Annotated in this window: 22 protein-coding genes; all 22 read right to left on the minus strand. The window is 33.9% G+C overall.

Annotated features, from left to right (window positions below):
• Nucleotides 1–199: 199 nt before the first annotated feature.
• The 22 genes from AC6CHR_RS14230 to AC6CHR_RS14335 all read right to left on the minus strand — a co-directional run bounded on the left by AC6CHR_RS14230 (nt 200) and on the right by AC6CHR_RS14335 (nt 24,818).
• Nucleotides 200–1,696 carry an O-antigen polysaccharide polymerase Wzy family protein gene (locus AC6CHR_RS14230; RefSeq protein WP_498249613.1) on the minus strand — a complete coding sequence of 499 codons (1,497 nt, stop codon included), beginning with the start codon at nt 1,694–1,696 and terminating at the stop codon, nt 200–202.
• A gap of 146 nt (nt 1,697–1,842) precedes the next feature.
• A complete protein-coding gene (locus tag AC6CHR_RS14235) occupies nt 1,843–2,970 on the minus strand; it encodes a polysaccharide pyruvyl transferase family protein (protein WP_498249614.1) in 1,128 nt (375 codons plus the stop codon).
• Nucleotides 2,971–2,999: 29 nt separating this feature from the next.
• Nucleotides 3,000–3,950, minus strand: a complete 951-nt coding sequence (locus AC6CHR_RS14240) for a glycosyltransferase family 2 protein (protein WP_498249615.1) — start codon at nt 3,948–3,950, stop codon at nt 3,000–3,002.
• Nucleotides 3,951–4,050: 100 nt separating this feature from the next.
• On the minus strand, nt 4,051–5,313 hold the full coding sequence (locus tag AC6CHR_RS14245; RefSeq protein WP_498249616.1) for a glycosyltransferase: 1,263 nt from the start codon (nt 5,311–5,313) through the stop codon (nt 4,051–4,053).
• Nucleotides 5,313–5,927 carry a sugar transferase gene (locus AC6CHR_RS14250; RefSeq protein ID WP_498249617.1) on the minus strand — a complete coding sequence of 205 codons (615 nt, stop codon included), beginning with the start codon at nt 5,925–5,927 and terminating at the stop codon, nt 5,313–5,315. Before AC6CHR_RS14250 ends, AC6CHR_RS14245 begins: the two co-directional genes overlap by 1 nt.
• Entirely contained in the window at nt 5,908–6,813 is a 906-nt protein-coding gene (locus tag AC6CHR_RS14255; protein WP_498249618.1) for an NAD-dependent epimerase/dehydratase family protein, read from the minus strand. The genes AC6CHR_RS14250 and AC6CHR_RS14255 overlap by 20 nt, the downstream gene beginning before the upstream one ends.
• A gap of 69 nt (nt 6,814–6,882) precedes the next feature.
• A complete protein-coding gene (locus tag AC6CHR_RS14260; protein ID WP_498249619.1) occupies nt 6,883–7,998 on the minus strand; it encodes an ATP-grasp domain-containing protein in 1,116 nt (371 codons plus the stop codon).
• Complete coding sequence (locus AC6CHR_RS14265; RefSeq protein ID WP_498249620.1) at nt 7,998–9,227, minus strand: DegT/DnrJ/EryC1/StrS family aminotransferase; 1,230 nt, start codon at nt 9,225–9,227, stop codon at nt 7,998–8,000. Before AC6CHR_RS14265 ends, AC6CHR_RS14260 begins: the two co-directional genes overlap by 1 nt.
• Before the next feature lie 60 nt (nt 9,228–9,287).
• On the minus strand, nt 9,288–10,175 hold the full coding sequence (gene galU / locus AC6CHR_RS14270) for a UTP--glucose-1-phosphate uridylyltransferase GalU (protein WP_498249621.1): 888 nt from the start codon (nt 10,173–10,175) through the stop codon (nt 9,288–9,290).
• A gap of 29 nt (nt 10,176–10,204) precedes the next feature.
• Complete coding sequence (locus AC6CHR_RS14275; protein WP_498249622.1) at nt 10,205–12,025, minus strand: polysaccharide biosynthesis protein; 1,821 nt, start codon at nt 12,023–12,025, stop codon at nt 10,205–10,207.
• 224 nt (nt 12,026–12,249) lie between these two features.
• Nucleotides 12,250–13,014 carry a tyrosine-protein phosphatase gene (locus tag AC6CHR_RS14280; RefSeq protein ID WP_498249623.1) on the minus strand — a complete coding sequence of 255 codons (765 nt, stop codon included), beginning with the start codon at nt 13,012–13,014 and terminating at the stop codon, nt 12,250–12,252.
• A gap of 114 nt (nt 13,015–13,128) precedes the next feature.
• The gene (locus tag AC6CHR_RS14285; RefSeq protein ID WP_498249624.1) at nt 13,129–13,773 is read right to left on the minus strand and encodes a CpsD/CapB family tyrosine-protein kinase; all 645 of its coding nucleotides are present in this window, start codon (nt 13,771–13,773) and stop codon (nt 13,129–13,131) included.
• Nucleotides 13,774–13,819: 46 nt separating this feature from the next.
• Nucleotides 13,820–14,566, minus strand: coding sequence for a YveK family protein (locus AC6CHR_RS14290; protein ID WP_498249625.1), 747 nt, complete (start codon nt 14,564–14,566; stop codon nt 13,820–13,822).
• A gap of 271 nt (nt 14,567–14,837) precedes the next feature.
• Nucleotides 14,838–14,969 (minus strand): hypothetical protein, encoded by a 132-nt coding sequence (locus tag AC6CHR_RS14295; RefSeq protein ID WP_498249626.1) that lies wholly within the window; start codon nt 14,967–14,969, stop codon nt 14,838–14,840.
• A 554-nt stretch (nt 14,970–15,523) separates the two neighbouring features.
• Nucleotides 15,524–16,417 (minus strand): ROK family protein, encoded by an 894-nt coding sequence (locus AC6CHR_RS14300; protein WP_498249628.1) that lies wholly within the window; start codon nt 16,415–16,417, stop codon nt 15,524–15,526.
• A 343-nt stretch (nt 16,418–16,760) separates the two neighbouring features.
• The gene (locus AC6CHR_RS14305) at nt 16,761–17,756 is read right to left on the minus strand and encodes a glycosyltransferase family 2 protein (protein WP_498249629.1); all 996 of its coding nucleotides are present in this window, start codon (nt 17,754–17,756) and stop codon (nt 16,761–16,763) included.
• Nucleotides 17,757–18,134, minus strand: a complete 378-nt coding sequence (locus tag AC6CHR_RS14310; RefSeq protein ID WP_498249630.1) for a GtrA family protein — start codon at nt 18,132–18,134, stop codon at nt 17,757–17,759. It abuts the gene before it with no gap.
• 104 nt (nt 18,135–18,238) lie between these two features.
• Nucleotides 18,239–19,714, minus strand: coding sequence for a glycosyltransferase family protein (locus AC6CHR_RS14315; RefSeq protein ID WP_498249631.1), 1,476 nt, complete (start codon nt 19,712–19,714; stop codon nt 18,239–18,241).
• 337 nt (nt 19,715–20,051) lie between these two features.
• Nucleotides 20,052–20,873, minus strand: coding sequence for a carbohydrate ABC transporter permease (locus AC6CHR_RS14320; RefSeq protein WP_498249632.1), 822 nt, complete (start codon nt 20,871–20,873; stop codon nt 20,052–20,054).
• 1 nt (nt 20,874) lies between these two features.
• Nucleotides 20,875–21,759 (minus strand): carbohydrate ABC transporter permease, encoded by an 885-nt coding sequence (locus tag AC6CHR_RS14325; protein ID WP_498249686.1) that lies wholly within the window; start codon nt 21,757–21,759, stop codon nt 20,875–20,877.
• 183 nt (nt 21,760–21,942) lie between these two features.
• Nucleotides 21,943–23,244 carry an ABC transporter substrate-binding protein gene (locus AC6CHR_RS14330; RefSeq protein ID WP_498249633.1) on the minus strand — a complete coding sequence of 434 codons (1,302 nt, stop codon included), beginning with the start codon at nt 23,242–23,244 and terminating at the stop codon, nt 21,943–21,945.
• A 125-nt stretch (nt 23,245–23,369) separates the two neighbouring features.
• Nucleotides 23,370–24,818 carry a response regulator gene (locus AC6CHR_RS14335; protein ID WP_498249634.1) on the minus strand — a complete coding sequence of 483 codons (1,449 nt, stop codon included), beginning with the start codon at nt 24,816–24,818 and terminating at the stop codon, nt 23,370–23,372.

Below are 24,818 nucleotides of genomic sequence, written 5' to 3' on the forward strand. Positions count from 1 at the left end.
GTAAATTCAAAAATCCGGTTATAAGCTTCGATATTATTCTGACATTTAATATTTAAATTAACTCAAAAAATGTCTCTGTCGACTATTAGTAAGGCGAGCTATTGTAACGAAATTAACTCAAAATTTCAATATAATACTCTTTTTTCAAAATGAATTTGACTCATAATTAAAAACCTAGTTTTAGGTTACTAAACAATTATTAATTTAATCTAATAAAGGACTCAGAAGTATTTGTAATATAACTTCGTTTTGCAACTATAGAATTTAACAATTTTGAACCAATTAATACTAGAGCAACTGCTAATAAGTCTGCCATAGAAAAAGCTGAAACAATAAAAGATAAAGTTGCTCCTCTTGGTGCAAATAAAATAGATCTCGTCATTATTAAGGTGAAAATGACTAATAAATAATTAGAATTTTTAATAATATAGAAAAACACATGAAGTATAACACCATAAACAATACTTCCAATAAATACTCCTACAAAAGAGAAGTCATTATATAATTCAGCCACAAATGACGAACCGTAACCATAACCCAATAAATAGGCACTAGGCATAATTATAAAAGAAATTGTATGTGCGAATAGGTGACCATTTAAGGCCCTATGCATCGTTTGACCAAAATATTCTGGTAGACCGTTTAAAGGTCTAATAATTTTATTGTTAAAAAACTCCATTATCGGACCGAAGGAATATAGCTTGGCTGGTATTTGACTATCGTAAAGTTTAGAATATCCAATTAAATTCGCACTAATTCCTTGAGAATAGAAAAACTCTAATATAGAATTTTTAATGTCTAGTGATCTAATATCACCTTTGAAATTAGATCTTAAACTCCCTATAATTGTCATCAAATTTAGAATTAAGGGTAGTCCTAATATCCCAAAGGTCCATTCAGATTTACCTAACCATTTTTTTTCTATCTTAGCTTTTTCATTTTCCATAGGAACACTTCTAATACAAAAATAAATGAACAGAATTAATAAGCTTAACATTAAAACTGATCTTCTTCCTGCTAATGCAGAAAAAAGGCCTTCACCTAAATACAAAACTATAGGGAAAATACTTTTTCTTTTATCTGGAAAGGTTGATAAATAAGCAAAAAATGCTACAGTATACATACTACCAATAGTTACTAAAAAAGAAGGCAAAGACGATTTAAAAGACATAAAGCTTTCATAATAGCCTTCTGAAACAGCTGTTTGCTGCATTTCATATAAATATGGTAAACGAAATAGCATACAGATATAAAACATAATTAAACTAAATGTGCGAAGTGAATTACGATAACCGATATCTATCTCTTTTTTTCTCTTCAAAAAACTTAAATCAATTTTTAATATAGTTTTATATCCAATGAATATTGCTAGTAGGCTTAGATATAAGCAGGAAATAATAATATTTACTATTTCAATGCTATCAAAGGCTAATCCAAAAAGACCTAATAATCCATCCTTATAGCCAAAAAACTCTGTTACAACCATCCTGCCGATTAAAAAGATAAAAAATGTTATGTTAAAACAGAAAAATATTATTCTACTATAAAAATTCACAAATGAGAAAACTATATTGTGTGTAAAAATAATTAGAGTTGAAAACAAAAGAACCTTGGGCTCTTTAAATATTAGACCTATCAAAAATACTAATAGTGAGCCAATTAGTAATACAGTTCTTATTAAGGTATTCATTATCATGCTCCTTGTAACTTTTTAATTGGCAATTAGTTATTGACTACACTCTTAGTTCTCAATAGTGACAGATATAAAACATATACCAATTTTTAAGCCTGTTCAAAAAAATTCCGAAAATCAAATAATCCAATATAATATCTTATAAAAGATTATTTTTTACTTACCCCCAAAGCATTCATTAAATATGAATAAGCCTTTTCTCTTTCAACTTTAAGAATCGGAGAAACATGTGAATAATCTATATTAAAGATTTGATCATTAGTTTTTATATTTTTAATTAATCTAGATTCTAGTTGGAATTTAGATAATAATGTATCAATTCTAGAATTCATAGATAATATATGATGATTATCACTTCTATCGAATACTATAAATGGTGTGTCTAACAGTATTGAGAACACTGCACCGTGAAATGAGTCCGTACACATAACACTAGCAGTACTAATATAGTCAATAAACTCACTTGGACCAGCTAAATAAGTTTTTTTATTTTTAACTTGAGCCAAGTTAACTATTTCTAAGTTATTCTTTTGTGCTATTGAATTAATTATTTTCTGTTTTTCCTTTGAAATTTCACCTAAAAAGTAGGTTAATAAATATTTTATCGAAGGCTTACTATAATGTACGTTAGATATAGATATCCACTTTTCTTTCGGTATCATTAATGTCGGATCCACCAACACATCAGCATCTCTATTAATCAATTCTTCTATAATATTAGCTCCTGCATCTTCTCTTACTGATATACTATTCATACCAGATAACCAAATCTTATAATTATCCAAATATTCTTCAGGGATTACAGATACTCCAAAACTTGGTGCATATGCTATCCTCTTTTCATGAGGAGCAAAAGTAAGAAAGTCAATTGATGAAAAGTGTCTAAAGGTCGGGTTCCAAACTTGATCACTTCCAGTTATAAAATAATCATATTTAGTTCCTAAGTCATCAGGATAACTATTTTCATTTATACAATAGTTCGTTTCAGAAATATAATGATTTGAAAATTCTTTAAAAATAGCTCTTCTTTTCTTTTCTAATTTCTTCCTATACAAAACGGACTTTATTTTATTATCAATCTTGCTTGGTATTTCACTTATTTGAAAATTCTTTATTTTATTTATTCCTCTATTAGAATCTAATTCTCTATAAGTATTATTTATAATAGTTTCAACTTCAAATCCCATTGATTTTATTACTTCTTGTGATGCATAGTTTTGTAATCTATTACCATAATTAGTGTAATCATTTATTGTTAATACTCCAATTTTTTTCATTAAGTAACCCCTTCTTCTGTATAAACTCATTATTTAAGTGACTTCCAAATAGTATAATATAAACTAATATTTAACCTTGCAAGTATACAAGATAATTTAACGGATTTTACTGATAAGTCCTGAATCTTAAAACTATATAAATTCTTCTTTAACTTCTTCTTTGTATGATAATCTATTTTACGCTCTGAAATACCATGCATTAATAAACTAATATTTAAATGTATAAAATAATTTATATACTTTTTCACTAAAATTCTATCACAGCCATCAAGTAATTTTATTATACTACTTACTGCAACTAAGGCTGTAATTCTTTTTTCACTATAATATGATTGACTTATATTGTTTTCATGTATCCTGTAGTGGTACAACGGAGTTTGGTCATAAATGATTTTTTTACATCTTAATATATATTGGCAGCAAAACAATAAATCCTCACAGAAATGTATTTGTTCTTCAAAAAGTAAATGTGTATTCTGTTTTATTATTTCTAATGAAAATAGTTTATTCCACAGATATCCTTTAATGCTATTATTATCTATCATCCCATTCAATACATCTATTTTATTTAGATTAATAATTTTTGAATTAATTGCAGTATTATTAGTTGCTCCATATTTTTCCCTGAAATATCCACATATAGACATATCTGCATTATTACTCTCTACTAACTGATGCATCCGCTCTATCATATTATGTTCAAGCCAATCATCTGGATCAATGAAGCCAACAAATTTTCCTTTTGCATTTTTTAATCCAATATTTCTTGCAGATGAAACTCCCCCATTTTCTTTGTGAATAGTAATAAACCTTTCATCACCCTTTGAATATTTTTCACAGATTACAGCACTCTTATCTGTTGAACCATCATTAATTAATAGTATCTCTAAATTTTTATAAGTCTGATTTTTAACACTATCCAAACACTTAGTGAGATGACTTTCAGCATTAAATACTGGTATTATTAATGAGATTAACATATATTATTCCTTTCCATTTCTTCTCATAAATGAATAATAATTAATTAAACCTATTTATAAATTGAAAAAATATATAATGTGAAATTATCAAAACTATCAATTATTGACCGTTAATTGATAGTTTATATGAAAAACTAGAATAGAGTTGTTCAGCATTACAAATTTCATTCCAGATTTCCAATGCATTGTTACGCATAAAATTATAATCTTTTTCATACATATCATAATACTTCACAAGACTCTCAACAATTTCAATAATTGTACATTCCTTATCAAGCAGGAATCCATTTTTATTATTATCAACAATTTCTCTTGTACCACCAACATCAGTAGCGATAACCGGAAGGCCCATAGAAATTGCTTCCATAATAGCTACAGGTACTCCTTCAGATGACGATAGATTTACAAAAACAGTAGCCGGATTTTCCTTATACCAATTTAATACATCTTTATTTTTTAAAAAACCCGTAAAATGGACGTTTTTTATAGCTAACTTTTTTGAAGCTAATTGTTTAATTTTTTCAAATTCTGGGCCTCCACCAATATGAGTCCATAAGAATGGGATAGCCTTTTTTTCTAACTCTACCAACGCATCAATTAAAAGGTCGAGTCTTTTCACTTTACGAACAACCGAACAACTTACAATATATAACTTATCTTTATTAGTATGACTTACTACGTTAGTAGATATAGTTCCTAATCTCTTTACATGTATCTTGTTCTTATATGCAGGATACGTCTTATTCAAAATATCAACACCGTCCTGAGAACAAGGATAAATAGCATTTAATCCACTTAATAAGTAATCTCTTTCAGGTAAATATTTTAATGGTGCAGCATATTCATATAAATCATATCTATGCGCTCTAGTTACTGTGTACGGTTTTCTATCTTTAAAATAGTCATTCTTTAATTCTAAAGTTACTCTTGCTGTAATGTATAGCCAATAACTATATATAGTAATAGACTCATACTGATCAAAATCGTAATTATCAAATTTATACCTCACCTGATCATATATATCCATAGCACGACTTTCAAAATAATAACAATAAATTTTAGGTAAAAACCTTCCTTTTGAATCTTCTTTGATCATTTTCTTCTTTTCTGGGTCTTTATAGATTTTTTTATATTGTCTTACAACCATGTTCGCCTTTCCGAAAATGGAATGCTTAATCCCAACTGGTAAGACTGTTACATTTTCTGGAACCTTCCTTGTCTGCCTCATATCATAAGATACCATAGTTGCTACCACAAAGATTTGATGGAAATTAGCAGCTAAATGCTCAATTTCCGATTCTAAATACTCTTCGCCTTTATGAAAAGGATAATAATTGGTTAGAAGTATCAAGCAATTTTTCACTAGAGTCCCACCTTTTCCTTCTCATTATCAAAACGATTTATATTTTTCGATTTTATTACAGAGACGAATGTCATATATATTATTTTTATATCCAAAACAATTGATATATTTGCTACATAAAACAAATCGTTTGAGACACGTTGCTCAAATGTAGATTTATTCCTTAACATCGCTTGATTATAACCCGTAATTCCCGGTCTAGCATCAAACTTTCTAAAATACTCTTTTGGATAAAGATCTTTATTACCTAATGGACTAGGTCTCGGTCCAACAAAACTCATATCTCCTTTTAATACATTAAGAAATTGAGGAAGTTCGTCAATACTCATCTTTCTTAATATTTTACCTATTTTTGTAACTCTAGAGTCATTTTCAGAGTTAAAAGTACTGCCATCTTCATTTCGAATATCTGGTGCACTTGCCTTCATGGAACGAAATTTATACATTTTAAATTCTTTCATATTTTTTCCTAGTCTTGGAGCATTGTAAAAAACAGGGCCTTTATCTTCCAGTTTTATTAATATTGCTACTGGAATCATTATGACCAATAGAATTGGCAATGCCAATAGGGACGCTACCACATCAAAAATACGTTTAATACCATAATGGTACATCATCTAACCCCCGCATCAATGTATAAATTTCAGATATCGCTTCCGAAAAGGTATAGTCAGGTGAGAAATTAAAAATTCTTTCCGCCATATTACTGTCCATAAATGAAGTGTGAATTCCTTCGTCCGCACTCAAATCTTTTAACAATAAGTTATTAGTATTCAAAAATACTTTATTAATTGTTTCCGCAACTTCCCTGTTAGTTAACGCCTCTCCACTGCCAATATTAAAGGTTCCTGAGATTGAATTTTGTTTTAATGCACGTACGACAGCATTAGCTGCGTCTTTTGCATAAAGAAATTCTCTTTTAGCTACACTTTTTGCATTTAATATAAGTTGTTCACGATGAAAAGCCTGTCTAAAAAAACGATTAATCATATAATTATTTTTCTCATTGAATCCATATAAGTGGGCAAACCTCAAGTTTTTAATATACATCCCCTTTTTTCTTGAATATATATTACCAATATATTCATTAGCCAACTTACTAACACCATACATTAGTTCTGGTGCAGGAAGCTGTTCTTCTGTCCAGGGAAGCATCTTCTCATCAGAGTAAACTGAAATAGTCGAAGCGTATACTACATTTATAATATCTAGTTTAAAACAAGCATCATACAGGTTTTGTGTTAAAATCTCATTATCATGAAATTCAGATATTCTTCCTTGACTACCTCTCTTGGCCGCAAGGTGTACTACAGCATCTATGTCGATTAGCTTTTCTATTAAGTCTGCATATGAATAATCTGTATGCCGATATTCACATGCATTTTCAGCATTATTTACTATTCTCTTTGAAAATATTATTGGTGTATTATTTTCATTTTTAATACTCTCTACAATATATTTACCTAAAAATCCTGAACCACCAGTAATAGCAATTTTCAATACAAACACCACATTCTCATTATAATAGTGATTAATTCATTCACAATACTATATCAGTTTGAATATCTCTTATATTTTATAGATAAAATATCCAATTTTATCTAATTTGCCATTAACAGGTCGAATAGTTTCACCTTCATTATAATAATTGAAGTTAAATAGCGACTTTTTTATTTCATTTTGGTATGCTGAGTAATCAGCATTGGCATTTGGTTGTTGACAAATAAATTCCAATACATATCCATCTCTAAATTCCGCATTCATCTTCTCTAATTCAGAAATGTCATTATTCAGTAAATGTTCAAAGGTAAGTTTTAACAAGTTAACTCCTGTATAATAATTTAAAAGATTCCACATATGGCATCCATCTAATCGAGGTGTAATTTCAATAATATAAGGCTTACCTTGTTCTAATTTTATTTGTGCATAGACGGGGCCATTATTAATTCCCAACCTTTTAGAAGCTGACTCAATTATATGTTTTAAATCAGCTGTTGTTTCTTTTGTAAGATTTACTGTTGGAACAACATGCTTATGAATTAATCCTGTATATTCAGGCCAAGTTTCTCGGTCAGATGAAATCAAGAACATAACTTCTCCATTTACAATGTAACCATTTACGGATAATTCTGGCCCTGAAATATATTGTTCTAAAATTACTAGTCCTGACCGTGAATACCTTTTAGCATCTTTATAACTTTCTAAGTATTCCTCGAAGTTATTAACTAACTTCACCCCTCTTTGTCCTTGGGAATCGGCAGGTTTAAGAATAAATGGATATGTTAACTCAATTTGTTCTTCTAAACTTTTAACTACTTGAAATCTTACGTTACCATTAAAGTCCTTACCTAAAGTTGTTCTCATTAAATCTTTATTATTACAAATTTTAGCAGTTTCTACAGTAACAAAGTGAGGCATATTTAACCGTTCACTTATTTGACATGCCACAGGCATAGCCAAATCCGACCCTACTGAATATACTGATGAAATTTCATTTTCGTAAATATATTTAATTAATAACTCAACATCTAAAATATTTATCTCTTCAAAATGATCAACTACATCAGCACCAGGTCCATCTTTTGCCATGGCACAAGCGAAGGTTTCGTAACCTAATTTTTTAAATTCTAATATTGCATCCATTTGTACAGAAGCAACACCTAAAATTAACACCTTACGATTCATTAATAGTGCCCTCCAATGGTTTTCAAGGATTCTTTTAAGTTTGAAACAACATACTCCACATCCTCATCACTCAACAAAGTATGAAGCGGAAGTGTAATTTCATTTACATATTGCGCATAAGCATTTGGATAATTTTTTATATCAAATCCTAAATTTTTATAAGCAGTAAACATAGGTAATGGCTTATAATGGACGTTACATGCAACTCCAACCTCAGCCATCTTAACAATAATTTCATTTCTTTCTGTTTCCCCAATACCCGGAATCCTCGCTAAGTATAAATGTCCTGACGAAGCGAAATCCTCACCATACTGCTGTAATCTTTGAATATCTAATGGCAAAAGAGCTTTATCATACATATCAATAATCTCTTTACGTCTTGACAACAGCCCTTCATATCTATTAAGTTGGATCAAACCAAAGCCAGCCATAATATCGGTCATATTGCACTTATAAGCGGGATAGACAATGTCATATTCCCATGAACCTTTTTGTGTTTTTGCAAGAGCGTCTTTAGATTGACCATGAAGACTGTATAGCATGAACTGCTTATATAGCCACTCATCATCTAATCCTAGGTCATTTCTCCATACAACTGAACCACCTTCGGCAGTTGTCAAATTCTTTACTGCATGGAAAGAAAAGCAGGTAAAATCTGCAACTTGTCCACATTTCATACCTTTTCTCTTAGCACCAAAAGCATGGGCAGCATCAGTCATCACAATTACTCTATTAAATAACCATTGAAATTCATTACTAGCCTTAAACAAATCCTTCTTACTTTCTACTATTTCATAAATGGCATCGTAATCGCACATCTTCCCGGCTATATCTACTGGAATGATTGCTTTTGTCTTCTCTGTAATTGCTTCAGCAAGTTTTGAATAATCCATTTCAAACGAACCTGGAGCCGTATCAACTAATACAATTTTTGCTCCAACATGATCAATAACGGAAGCAGATGCTGTGTAAGTATAAGCAGAAGTAATTACCTCATCACCAGGTCCTATCCCTAAAATCCGAAGGGTAAGCTCCATAGCTGCTGTAGCAGAGTTTAAACAAACAGCTTTATTTGTACCAACATATTCAGCTATTTTATTTTCAAACTCTTTTGTTCTAGGGCCAGTTGTAATCCAACCTGACTTCATTGCTTTTATCACTTCTTCAATTTCAGCCTCAGTAATATCTGGCGGCGAAAAAGGTATATTTCTTATCTCGGTAACAATCATTTTAGACCCTCCTCGCTTATGTTTTTTAACTAAATTACCCAAGTGATATAACCTCCCGTACTAGCCCTTCTCCGGAACTTGCTCTATCTCTAATCTATTAAAAAGAAATTTCACCAAATCTTCTCTCAATTTTTCATCTTTAAGCGCAAAGTCAATCGTAGTCTTTATAAACCCAATCTTCTCCCCAACATCATACCGAGTACCCTCAAAATCATAAGCAAACACTCTCTGAATCTCATTCAATCTCTGAATTGCATCAGTCAACTGTATCTCTCCACCAGCACCGGTTTCTTGTCTTTCCAAAAACATAAATATCTCAGGGTTCAAAATATATCTTCCCATTATGGCTAAATTAGAAGGAGCAGTACCTAGCTCAGGTTTTTCAACAAATCGATTCACCTGATATCTTCTACCTGTATTTAAAAGAGGATCAATAATCCCATAGCGATGAGTTTCATTCTCAGGAACATTCTGTACACCTATAATAGAAGAAAGTGTACTTTCGTACTCTTCAATTAGCTGTTTTAAGCAAGGCTTTTGAGCCTGAACAATATCATCACCTAGAAGAACAGCAAATGGTTCATTACCTATAAATTTCCTTGCACACCAGACTGCATGCCCCAATCCCTTAGGCTCTTTTTGACGAATATAGTGTATATCAACATTTGAAGATTTTTGAACTTCATTTAAAAGCTCAAGCTTCCCTTTTTCTAATAAGCTTTGCTCTAGTTCAAATGAGTTATCAAAATGATCCTCGATCGCTCTTTTTCCTTTACCAGTCACAATGATAATATCTTCAATACCAGATTCAACTGCTTCTTCAACAATATATTGAATCGTCGGTTTATCAACTATAGGTAACATTTCTTTTGGCATCGCCTTTGTCGCCGGTAAAAACCTTGTCCCTAAACCGGCAGCAGGAATAATCGCTTTTCTTACTTTCTGCATATCATTCACCTCTTATATTTCTCTTATATTTAATTTGAACTTTGTATCAGTAATTCTTCCTTTTTATTTGCTAGGGATAAAACATAATCTCTTATATAGCTAGAATCATAAGTAGGATAATTATCAATTAAAGTTTCAACTTTTGTATAATCTACTTCAACTGACTTACCAATGAAAATCTTTGGGAATACAGCCTTACTATGAACTTCTTTTTCTCCTAATAGTTCTTCATACATCTTCTCACCAGGACGTATACCAGCAAACTCTATTCCAATTTCGTCAACTGTATATCCCGACAAACGTATAAGGTTTTCCGCCAAATCAACAATCTTTACTGGCTCACCCATATCCAAGACAAAAATCTCTCCACCACGTGCAAGCGTACCTGCCTGCATAACAAGCCTGGAAGCCTCTGGAATTGTCATAAAGTACCTTGTCATATCAGGATGTGTTACCGTTACCGGTCCACCAGCTTGAATTTGATTCTTAAATAACGGGATAACACTGCCACGACTACCAAGAACATTACCAAAACGAACCGCAACAAAATTCGTCTGACTGTGTTTATCTAATTCTTGAATAACCATTTCTGCAATCCTTTTAGTAGAACCCATAACATTGGTAGGGTTGACAGCTTTATCTGAGGAAACAAGTACAAAGTTCCCTACGCCAAACGTATCGGATGCTTCAGCCACATTCTTCGTCCCTATCACATTGTTTTTCACTGCCTCTTTAGGATTATATTCCATCAAAGGCACATGCTTATGCGCAGCAGCATGATAGACAACATCAGGTTTATGCTCTTCCATCACATCAAAAATACGATGGCGATCCTGTACATCAGCGATCACTGGAATAATTTCAAAATCTGATTTATATTGGGTTTTCAATTCCATATCAATAGAATATATTGAATTTTCACCATGACCTAAAAGCAACAGTTTCTTAGGTTTAAACTTACAAACTTGGCGACAAATTTCAGAACCGATCGATCCCCCAGCTCCAGTTACTAGAATTGTTTTACCAGTAAGCTTCTTAGAAATACTTTCAATATTTAACTCTACTGGATCACGACCTAATAAATCCTCAACTTGTACATCACGAAATTGATTAACAGATACTTTACCTGTCGCAATATCTTCAATCTTTGGCATAATTTTTGCCTTTGCCTTTGTTTTAATACATTCTTGATAAATTCGTTGAATTTCACTTTTGCTCAAAGATGGTATCGCGATTATAATATTATCGATATCTTTCTTTTCAACAATATTGAAAATGTCTTCCGTTTTCCCTAATACATTCACACCATATATTTGAAGCTTTTGCTTTGATTGATCATCATCTACGAACGCAACTGGATTCAGCTCACTACCACTACTTTTCAATAATTGTCTAACAAGCATTGTTCCAGCTGACCCTGCACCAACTATCAATGCATTCTTTTTTTCTACTTTAGATTTTACATAGCGATCCCTTACGATTCTCCAAGAAAATCTTGTTCCACCAATTAGACACATGTGAAGCAGCCAGGTAATAAACAAAACTCGTACATATACATTACCACTTATTACTGACTGAACGACAGCTGCTGTAAGAATTGATAATGTAACTCCCTTAACAATCGTAACTAGTTCACCAACACTCGCATATTCCCAAGCCTTATGATATAACCGATAAATAAAAGCAAATATATGATGACTTATAAGCAAAGTCAAAGAACTAATCAATAACATTTGTAAATTATAGAAGTTAAAATAAGGATTTAGAATATAATAACCAATAAATATTGAGAATAATACAATTGTTGAATCCATCCCCACTAATAATGAAACTCGTTTTAAATAACTCAATTCTACCCCTTCTTTACAATATAATATCGTCAAAATAAATATCTAATGAAAAAACGCAAGCTTTGTGTTCTTTGATTAGACATTTATTCATGTCTAATTTTATTTCCTTCATTTAAAGCCTTTTGGATTTCTAATAGTTTATCCATTGGTGCATCTTGATTTATATAACGATTTGTTATCTCAATGGGTTTAGTTTTTTGAATTCTCCTTCATTTAACAAAATTCTAAAATATCCCCAAAAACTTCTTACGCCTAATCTCGCTCGGTTCTTGCTTATTAACAGATTGCCCTTGTGCAAGCAACTCCGCATTCTCTCGAAAATAATATACCGCCTGTTTCCCAAACTCCTTCTCTATTCCAGAAATCGATTCCCTAATCTTAAAGCTTCTAGTTGATACATTATGAGCATCAGAAGAAATAAAATGTGTCATATTCGCCTCAATCAACTGCATGGAAAACTTCTGAATCTTCTTTCCAAAGTGCCCGGTAATACTCCCAGCGGTAACCTGTGTTAGCGTCCCTTTTTTTACGAGATTAAGCAATTTATCCGGATTTTCAATTACTTCTGCATTTCTTTCAGGATGTACAATAATCGGAGTTAATCCCTTCAGCTGAACATCAAACAAAAGCCTCTCCGTATACCTTGGCACATGCCCAGAAGGTAACTCAATAAATAAGTAGTTGGTATTATTAAGTGGAAGAATCTCTCCCTTATCTAGATCCTCAACCAATTCACCATAAATTCTTGTTTCCTGTCCTGGCAATACCTCTAAAGATATATTCTCATTTTGAAGTACACGATTAAGTTCTATTACTCTATTTAAAATATCATTCTTACTATTCATATACTTCCCATTTTGATGATGAGGAGTAGCAATGATTTTCGTAATTCCTTCTTCAACCGCTAACCTTGCCATATTTATTGAATCTTCCATCGTTTGTGCACCATCATCCACACCAGGCAATATATGACTATGAATATCTATCAAATTGTACACCTCCACCAGAATATACTAGTCCAACTCGCGCCTTCCACATTAACCCATAATGATTTTATTGCTATCTATTTACCAAAGAAAAGAGGGGTAAACTGTCGAAAGTGACTATTTCCCCCCGTAATAATAGTAGTATTGAGTGTCTTCTACTTTTTTATTATTTAATACAACCCCTAATATTTTAGCTTTTGCACTTTCAAGAAGTTCTTTTGCTTTCTTAGCTAAATCTATTTCTGTTTTCCCGCTACTTACAACAAGAACAACACCATCTGCTGAATTTGAAAGAATTTGAGCATCTGTAACCGCTAATACTGGCGGTGTATCCAAAATAATCACATCATATTCGATCTTTGCTTGCTCCAAAAGAGCTTTCATTCCCTTTGAACCCAGTAATTCAGATGGATTTGGCGGAATTGGTCCGCTTGATAAAACTGATAACTTATCTTGTGAAGTTACACTAACAGCTTCTTCAAGTGTTAATTGTCTAGTTAGGACATTAGATAACCCCACATGATTTTCTTTACCAAAAGTGTAATGTACGGTTGGTTTACGTAAATCGGCATCAATTAGCAACACGCGTTTCCCTTGCTGTGCAAATACAACAGCTAAGTTTGCAGTTGTTGTAGATTTTCCTTCAGCAGGCCCTGAAGATGTAACAATTATCGTTTGTAGATCCTCGTCAACACTAGAGAATTCGATATTCGTTCGAATAGTTCGGAATTGTTCTGCTATTGGTGATTTAGGATTAGTCATTGAAATTAAACTTCTATTTTGTAATTGAAATATTTGCTTTCGATCCTTACGAGCCAACTGACTCACCTCGCGTTCCTAACGTAGTTGACATCTTAGATTTTCCGTTTGATTCTTCATCCATATTAATAGTTGTAATCGCTCCAAGTACAGGAAGACCTAACTGATTTTCAATATCTTGTTCATTTTTTATTGTATTATCAAGATACTCCTGTAAAAAGGCCAAACCTACTCCAGCCATTAACCCTACTACTAATGCTATCGCCATATTTAATAATGGCTTTGGTTTTATTGGTGATGGATCTTCACCGAGCTGAGCTTGTGTTAAAATGCTAACATTGTCCACTTTCATTATTGTTGAAATTTCAGATTGAAATGTCGTAGCAATTGAATTAGCAATATTTGCCGCCTGTTTCGGATCTTCATTTTGAACGGTAATGTTTACAACCTGTGAATTTTGTTCACTTGAAACAGCAACTAACTCGTTTAGTGCTCCTGCTGACATATCTAACTTCTCTTGTTCAATAACTTTATCTAAAATTGCAGGACTTTTAATAATTACGTTATATGTGTTTATTAACTGAAGGTTCGTTTGTACTTCACTTACGTTATAAGCCTGTTGTTCACTTTTTGATTGATTTACTAGAATCTGTGTTGAAGATTGATAAATTGGTGTTAAGAAAAAGTAGCTTACAAGACCACTAGTTGCGGTCGCTATTGCAGTAATGATTATAATGAGGGAAAGACGTTTCTTTAATGTGAGAAACAGTTCTTTCAAGCTGATCGTTTCTTCCATGATAACCTCCAAAAATTTTGATCTATTAAATTAACACTAACTAAATGATTATATTAAATAATGGGTAAAATATCCACAACACATTCTACATTTTCTTACAGAATTGGTGGAATTTCAACCGTATCTTTCCTACTGGACTTATTTTAGCATGTTTTTGACAATAAATTTACATTTATTTTAGGGTAAATTGTACCATATAGCGAAAAAAGTCCTTACATATATGAAGGACTGACTCTAGACACCTTACATTTTAGAATCAGTCCTAATTATCTTATAGTCCGTTTGCTGCTATTGTTACTAGTGCTCCAATAATAATTGCAATGAATGGTAGTGTGAATGTGATGACCTTTTTCTTTATTTCACGTTTTCTTGCCATTTCCTCCGGTGTTGTCCAATTAGCCACTAATTTCTCTCTCCCTTTTATAAATATTATAATTTCCCTTTATTAAGACTTTTGTCGAAATGTCTATACTATCGTCTTATTCTTCATCGGTATTATTATACATGATTTACAGTACATTTGAAGGGAAATTTCAAAATAATCATTTCTGTATATAGGTAATTGATCCTATATATATACATTTTTCAATATTTCTCTTTCGACAAATATCAATTTTCATGTAATCATTCTTTATTTATCGAGTACTAATTCTTTAGTTGTTATACCCTATATATACCCCTACAGTTAGAGGCGTAATAGTTTTAAAAGGAGATTCTTAAAATACCAATGTTAAAATTGAAATGTTTGCTAACAAGAAGGTAGACACTATATAAAATTATGGAACAAAGAATTAAATAATTGTTTGGGTAAAATATGATAATTAATATAAAGAAACATAACAGATTTTACTTAAATCTTAGCATTACTCGCGCTATTATACTTAGAGCAAAGAATTTTCGAATAAAAAAGACCTATTCCCTTTTAATTACATAGAGAATTGGTCTTTTGTTTTACATTTATTTAGGCAATAACCCCGCACCAATCAATCCAGCCTTCTGATCAAGTAAAGCAGGTCTTAAAATAAAGCTTTCCCTCAAACTCGGATACAAATATTGCTTCGTTCTTTCTATTAATGGTTGCAAAATTAGCTCCTTAGACTTCATTACTCCACCACCAATTACAATAACCTCCGGATTCACCGTATGTACGATATTCGCTAAGCCGATTGCAAGGTAATTAATGGTTTCATCTAGAATGGCTTGTGCTGCTTGATCTCCTTGTTCCACTAGCTGGAAGACTCCTTGGGCACCGTTTGTAATGCCTAGTCGTTCATTTCCAATGCGACCGATTGCTGTACCGCTTGCTAGACCTTCTAATGCACCTTTATTAAGGCCTGGTCCTTGGTAAGCGTTTGGATCAGGGTTGACGATCATGTTGCCAATTTCTCCAGCACTTCCTTGCGCGCCTGATACTAGCTGCCCATCGGCGACATAGCCGCCACCGATTCCTGTGCTTACGGTGATAAAGAAGACACTGCTTGCTCCTTTCCCTGCGCCAAGTGTTGCTTCGGCTAGGGCTGCTGCATTTGCATCGTTCTCTAGTTTGACTGGTAGACCGATTTTGTCCTCTAGCATTTTCACTAGTGGTATGTTCACCCAGCCAGTCAGGTTTGGCGGCTCGATGATGACGCCTTCATATGGGTCAAGTGGTCCTGGGGAGCCGATGCCTACTGCTTTGATATCGTATTGTGCTTTTAGCTTGTTGATGATTTCTGTCATATTGGTGACGGCATATTCTGGGCCCTTTTCCGCTTCTGTTGGGCAGCTGTGCTCTTCGAGGATTTCTCCTTGCTCGTTGAAGAGACCGATGCGCAGGTTTGTGCCGCCTAGGTCGATTCCGATTGTGTACATTTGGTGTTTCCCCCTTTTATTTCTACGATAATTTCCTTTAAATTCGCCTTAACTCTTCACGATATAATCTATCATTTAGTTTATCAGCAATAGAAATTAATGAAAGTATTTTTTAATAATTATCGGTTTATAAATTATCATTTTTCTAAAAACTTGAAGATTGACTATCTATATCTTTAATGATCTGCGCTATGGAAACAACAATCCTACTTCATTTCCCAAATAATGATAATATATCCTTCCCATTTTTCTCAATATTAAATTTCCTTTTATTTATTCACATCATAGAGAAAAACCCTAATCCCGAACATATCTTTTTAGATTGTCCAACATTAGGGTTTCTTTATCTAGTTTTAACCATTTCTTTATGATCTTTTATAGAAGTGTAAGATTCTAGTCGATCTTCTGCTTCTAAATTAACTGTATCTCTAACAATATACATTGGGCGATTTTTGCTTTCATCGTATATTCTAGCGATATATTGTCCGACAATTCCAAGACCTAATAATTGACTACCACTAAAAAATGTAATTGCAACCATGATCGATGCCCAGCCAGCTTGTACTTGATGTCCAAATAATTTAATAATAATTGTATAGATAAGCACAAACAATGAAATGAAGACAGATATAAAACCCAGTGTCATGACCACTCTTAAAGGCTTTGTCGAAAAGGCAATAATACCATCTGAAGCAAATTTCACCATCTTCTTAAATGGATATTTTGTTTCACCAGCAAATCGTTCATCTCTTTCATATTCTATATATGTCTGTGTAAAACCAACCCATGAGAACATGCCTCGAACGAACCGATTTCGTTCTGTCATAGTCTTGAATACATGCGCTACTTTACGATCAATAATTCGGAAATCGCCAGTATCCTTAGGAATTTCAATATCAGACATATAATTAATAAACTTGTAAAAGTATTTAGCTGTTATTAGTTTGAACCAGGATTCACCGATTCGCTTCTTTCTTTTCGCATAAACAACCTCATAGCCTTCCTTCCATTTCGCAATTAGGCTCGGGATTAGCTCGGGAGGGTCTTGTAAATCGGCATCTATTATGATAATTGCTTCACCACTAGCATAATCAATTCCTGCTGTTACGGCTGTTTGATGTCCAAAGTTACGTGAGAAGTTAACGATCTTTGCTCGATGATCTTTCATTGCAATGTCCTTCAATATATCTATTGTTCTGTCCGTACTTCCGTCATTTACAAAAATAAATTCATATTTAATCTTGTTGTTTTCCATAACATCTTTTAACCGTTTATAGCATTCCTCTGCCACTTCTTCTTCATAATACATCGGAACAACAACGGAAATAAGGTCTTTCATTTATTTTCCTCCAATATTGTTAAATGTCCATTTTAGATTTAAAAGATAATTCATCATCATTCCAACGACAATAGAAAATAGTTGTCCTATTATCGGGTGAATATATAGATAATCTACCAAAACATAAAGACTTAAGGTGTTAAAGGATAATGTTATGAGATTGACGATAATAAACTTCCAAAATAGCTCTTTATTCCTTGAGTTCGCTTTAAACACCCAATTTTTATTCCAATAATAACTATTTATTACACCTAGTCCATATGCAATGATGTTTGCCATTATAAAGTGAATGCCGGCACCAAAAAGCAACATATAACTACCTATTGTTATAAGGGTATTAAATACACCAACTGTTCCAAATTTAAGTAATTTTCCCATACTTATCTCCTAAATAATATACTTATTCAGCAACTGATCTCTTGCAAAAGGAGGGATTAACAAATTCTTTACAATTCCTTTTTATTACAGAACCTTTCCTACTATTACTCCACGTTACTCAGGTAATCTTCTTCCTTATTCAATCCAAAATAACCAACACAGCTTAATATGATCAGTAATGGAGTTAAACTTACGATATAACGTGATCTGGTTTCCCATATGAGGAAAAACAGGAAAAATCCAATAATAGAAAGCATTGCAAATGTTATAAATGCATTCTTATTTTTTATCATAATCATCAATAATAACCCTGCTACTAGAATAAGATGTTGGATACGTGCATACCCTTGTATAAGGTGTCCAGATTTTGCATCAACAAGCCGATTGAAGTTTTCTGGATGAACAGGTACTCTTTTCAACTTATTAAGTGAATAATATGTTGCATCCGTCCAGGTGTGATTTAATTTTTCAATATTAAATTGAACTGTACCGAGGAATCCTTTCTCCTTCCAACGCTTTTGTAACTCCTTATAATGAATTTGCTTCACCTTTTCCTTTGAATTTTTTTCCAAAAGGTTATGTGTCCAAACAAAATCACTTGATGCGTATTTCCCATAACGCTCTCCATTCTGGGCCATAACTAGCCAATGGGTTACGGGAAAGCTATATCTTTCAACCTGTTGCTTATCAATTATTCCACTATCATATATCCCAAAGTTAAAAAGAGCTTTAATCACTACCAACACAATAAACGGTATCATGAAATAAACCCTTCTCCATTTCTCAGAAAACATAAATAAAACAATGCTTAAAGCGATCAGAAAAATAATTAGTGATCCCTTTAGTATCATTCCAAATGATAAGATACTTGAAGCAATAATGATTAAGGTTATACCATGCTTAAACTTACCATTTTCTCCTAAGAGGATATTTATTGGAATTAATAGAAAAATAAGGGAAATGGTATCTGTATAAACAATAGGTGCGTAGAAAATGTATGGAAAGAAAACGACACTAAAAAATAAACTCAATATACCAACTGAGCTTCCGGCAATTTTAGATGTAATACGATAAATTAAATATTGGCTACCTGTAATGATCATGATATTAAAAACTTGATAACTAAAAAGGTCTGGTGTTGCAATTTTTCCAACAATAGCTAGCATGCAAGTCACTAAAATGTTATTAGGATACTTAATAAAATAGTCATTAAGTGGTTTTCCTTCTAACAAAAGCTTAGCATTGCTAACAATTGTTCCGAAATCCCAGGATAAATTAACACGAAACAACCATACAGAGAGCAACTGTATAAATAGACTGATTAAAATTAGTGATATAACGATGTAAGTTTTTTTGGAGATGTTATTAAGAAAATTAATCATTTTAGATCTAGACAAAATCATAATCGCAATGATAACAATTGCTAGGATTAGTGTAATCAAATTAAAAGATTTAGGTGGTAGCCTATCAATCGAGTGATATCCTCTACTAGTACTTATATTTAAACCTAAAATCACTACTATAATAATCATAAAAATAATGAATATACTTCTATTCAACCGATGAATCATTTGGTTCAATCCTCTCCCCCCTAGCATTTCCGTCCTATTGTTTTTATTTGGATACAATTTGTACGATATCAAGTTTTCTTATTTAACTATTAATACCAGCAAAAATTTTATATATTTAATCAAAGAATAGTCATACCAATGAGGTTCATCCATATTTTACCCTAAATCCCAAATTAATCTAGTTTGATATGCATGGTATACTTTAAACTATTTTCAATATAATTACAATTGCTGTTTTTTGAATTTCCAATAATAATTCCTTGTTGTTGTAGACTTATATAAACTTAAAAAAATAAAGAGACCCCACAGGATATGTGAGGTTTCATCTTAATTATCCTATTTATTATTACCCCTTCACCGAACCTGCCAACAACCCTTTCACAAAATACTTCCCTAATAGAATATAAACCAGCAATGTTGGCAGCGCCGCTAACAACGCACCAGCCATTTGCACATTCCAATGAACGATTTGGCTTCCTGATAGATTTTGGAGGGCTACCATAATTGGTTGTTGATCCGATGTCGTGATTGTTACGGCGAACAGGAACTCATTCCAAATGTTTGTGAACTGCCAGATCGCGACGACGACAAAGCTTGTAATCGATAATGGAATCATGATGTGACGGAAGATTCCGAGGAAGCCAGCGCCATCAATTTTCGCTGATTCAATCATTTCGTCTGGGATGTTCGCGTAGAAGTTACGGAACATTAGGGTTGTGATTGGTAGGCCGTAAACTACGTGGACAAAGATCAGTCCAGGAATTGTGTTGTAGAGGCCGACTTCACGTAAAAATTGGATTAATGGGATTAAAATACTTTGATACGGGATGAACATTCCGAATAAGATAACTGTGAATAAGATGTCTGCCCCTTTGAATTTCCATTTTGCTAGGACATAGCCGTTCATTGCTCCTAGTAATGCTGATAAAAGTGTTGCTGGGATGACGAGATAAAATGAATTGATTAAGTTGGGTGAGAGCTTTGTAAAGGCTTCTGTATATCCACTAAAGTCGAAGCTGGTTGGCAGCTGCCACATTGTTGCTAGGGTGACTTCGTCATATGGTTTTAAGCTGGTAATGATCATCACGTATACTGGCATGAGAAAGAAGAGACTCATCGCAATTAGGATGATATAGATGATTGATTTATTAAATCGTTGTAATGCCATGTTAAGCCTCTCCTTTTCTGCTGTGGATTAAGTAAGGAACGATGAAAATCGCCACAGATACGAGCATGATCACGGCAATGGCCGCACCGTTTGCGTAGTAATTGCCCCGGAATGTCGTTTCGAACATGTAGACACCAGGTACGTCTGTTACGAAGTTTGCACCTGGTCCTGTCATCGCGTAGATGAGGTCGAATATTTTCAGGGAAATATGTGCCATAATGATGATCACACTGACCGTGATTGGAGCTAATAATGGTAGAATGATTTTTCGATAGATAAGAAATTCTGATGCACCGTCCATGCGTGCTGCTTCGCGTACTTCATCGGGAATACCACGTAACCCCGCTAAATACATTGCAAGTGAAAAGCCTGTCATTTGCCAAACTGCTGCAATCGTCACAGCAATAATCGCGACGGGAATCCCAAATTCTATTTTTCCCCAATTGAAGCCTGCTAAAATTGTTGTGTCTGTGTACCATTTCGGACTGAGACCAAGTTTGTTAAAAAAGATGTTTACCCCTGTTGATGGGTTTAACAGCCATTGCCAAACAACTCCTGTTACGACAAATGAGAGGGCCATTGGGAAGAAGAATAGGTTTCGGAAGATTGGTTCTCCTTTGATTTTTTGGTCAAGTAAAACCGCGAGACCCATCCCACTGATGATCACAAAGCCAATAAATAAAACGGTGAAAAAGATCGTGTTACGCAAGTCCGCTTGGAAACGGAAGTCTTGGAACAAGTAGAGATAGTTTTTCAAGCCGACAAATGAAAAGTCTGGAACAAGTGTGTTCCAATTACTGAATGATACATAACCGGTCCATCCGATAAAGCCGTAAACAAAAATTAAAATTAAGATTAATGATGGCAGGATAAAGGCGATGGCCATGAGATGATCTCTTGATAGCTTCTTTTTAGATAGAGTGGTTGCTGTGTTTTGCTGTGGTTTTGTTGGTTTGGTTGTTGCTTCCATCTGATTCTCCTCCTTGTGGGGACAGTCCCCACTGCTCTAGTCTTGGGGACTGTCCCCAAAAAAAGGGGAATGAAACTTACTCTCACCCCCTAATGTAAATTATTTCAATTCAGCTGCGGCAGCAACTAAAGAGTCTGTGAATTGTTTAACGTCTTGCTGTGTAACAAAGATGTTGATGCTTTGGTTTACTTTTGTCAGGAAGCCTTCAGATGCGGCTGATCCATGAGCTAAACTTGGTGCTAGTTTGCTAGCTTTGAAGTCAATCATTGTATCTTTTCCATATTGATCATATTTGACTACGTCTGCATCAACACGTGCTGGAATCGACCCTTTTAATGTGTTGAATGCATCTTGACCTTCAACAGATGCTAACACGCTTAAAAATTTCTTTACGCCTTCTGGATTTTCAACGCCTTTTGGTAAGCCGAATGTGTCAGTGATCACTTGGAATAAACCATCAGTCCCAGGTGTTGGCACATAGCCAAAATCTTCATTCACAACTAGTTTTAAATCGTTAACGAAGTAGCCTTTTGCCCAGTCACCCATTACGTTCATTGCTGCTTCACCGTTTGCTACTAATTGAGAAGCATCCTGCCAGTTACGTGATGCGTGGTCTTCGTTAATATAACTAAGCATTTTTTTGAATGTTTCGGCTGCTTTGACTACTTTTTCATCATCAAATGCTAGTTCACCAGTCCAAAGCTTGCCATAGTCCTCAGACCCTAGTTCTGCTAACAGAACTGTTTCATAAAGATGTGTTGCAACCCAAGGCTCTTTATCGCCAAGTGCAAGTGGTGTGATTCCTTTTGCTTTTAGTGCATCTGCTACTTCAAAAAACTCGTCAAATGTAGTTGGTGCTTCTAAGCCATTATCTTCAAAGACCTTTTTGTTGAACCATAATACATTTGCACGGTGAATATTGACTGGTACGGAGTAGATGTCTCCATCTTTGCTGACCATATCAATTAAATCCTCTGGAAATTTATCCATTAGATCTTCTTCTTCATAGAAATCATTAAGAGATTCCATTTTATCTGCGGCTACCCAGCCTTCGTTTAATTCAGCACCACCGTGGACTTGGAAGGTTGCCGGTGGATCGTCCCCTTGCATACGGCTAGCTAAAACAGCTTTTGCATTCGTTCCAGCGCCCCCCGCTACTGCTGCATTTTCAATTGGCACATCTGGATATTTTTCTTCAAACATCGCTAAAAGTGCTTTTAATCCATCCTCTTCACCAGCACCTGTCCACCAGCTAAAGATATCTAATGTTGCTTGTTCATCACTTCCGCCATCCGCTTTTTTGCTATCGTCTGATTTTTCGTCAGTACTTGAATTTGAACTACATGCTGAAACAATTAGTGAGAAAACTAAAAATAGTGCTAAAAGAAAGCTCTTTTTCATCTTAAATCCCCCTTGTGTTGAAATCGTTTACAGTATCATTATATCGGGAGATGAAAGCGATTAATTCACTTATCTTCTGCACTATTTTATTTATTTTAGGATTATTTTGTGGTTGTATCATCTCGCTATCGATATTGCTTTGGTGATACATTTGTCCATTTTTTAAACACTCGACTAAAATAATTGGGATCTTTGTAGCCGACTTCATACGCAATTTCTTTTAGGCTTAGCTTGGTGCTGAGTAGGAGCTCCTTTGATTTTTCTATTCGGTAATCTGTTACATAGTCAATGAATGTTTGTTTTGTTTGCTCCTTAAACAGCTTTGTAAAATACGTTGGTGTCAGATCAACATAATCGGCAACATCCTCAAGGCTGAAGGAATCTTGATAATGAAGTTTGATATATTTTTTGGCCATTGATATGGCATCATTGCCTTCTTTTTGAAGGATGCTTTGTTCACAGAGTTGGCGAATGATCGCAAGAAAATCTTCTGTTGTTTTCGCGTTTAATATCGGTAGGTCGCGCATGATTGTCCCTTGATTTTCTAGGCTCTGTTTTAAGCGAATTCCCCATTCTCTGAGATGTTGAGTAAGGCCTTGATCATCTAGTTCTTTGTTTAAGAGCTTGTAATATAACGCAAAGTAATCGTTCGCTTGCTCAAGTCTGCCAGCTTGGATTTCGTTGAGTAGTGATTTTTCAATCTTAGCGATGGTATTGTCTTCATTTTCTTCTTTTACTTGAGGATAGCCATATGAGACATTGGCATCCTTTGATAACTGGCTAGAAGCTAGTAATGCCTGTTGGTAGGATATTGGCAATTTATCTAGCTGGGCAAATGGGCTTCCAATGCCGATTGTTGTTGTTTTCGGTAACGCTTGGCATAATACCCGGGCAAGGGTGAGCGCATCTGCCTTTACATGATGGGGCGATTTCTTGTCTGTTACAAAGAGCACAGCCAATTTATCGCCTAACTTCTTCTCTATGTATGGGAAAACGGTTTTTTCTTTGAGTAGATTTGATATTTGTTCTACGGCTGAAAACAGGAGAAAAAAGGCTAGCTGTGCCTCTGGAAATTGTTTTTTGTACAATAGCTCTGTTTCTGATGTTTGCTCATTTTGGATAATTGCTGTGATAATCTGCTTTTGGGCTAAAGTCTGTGTTTCAATAATCTGCCGGTTTGTCAGTTCGGCAAGCTGACGTTCTTGTTTGATTTCTTTTTCTACTCTAAATATTGCTTCAAGGGTTTCTTGTTTATTGCTCGGTTTTAAGATGTATTCCTTGACCCCCTGTTTCATCGCTTCTTTTGCATAGTCAAAGGAGTTGTAGGCTGAAACCATGATGAACTTTGTGTTCGGAAGCTCGGCGATTATCTGTCTGGTCGCTTCAAGCCCATCGATCCCTGGCATATGAATATCCATGATCATCAGATCTGGTTGATGTTGCTTTGCAAGTTCGATGGCCTTTCGCCCGTTGGCAGCCTCGCCTACGACGAGACTGTTGGGGACACTTTCTTCTATGAAACGTTTCATTGCTTTTCGTTCGATCATTTCATCGTCGACGATTATGATGTTCAT

The sequence above is a fragment of the Metabacillus sp. GQ13 genome (genome assembly GCF_059758525.1).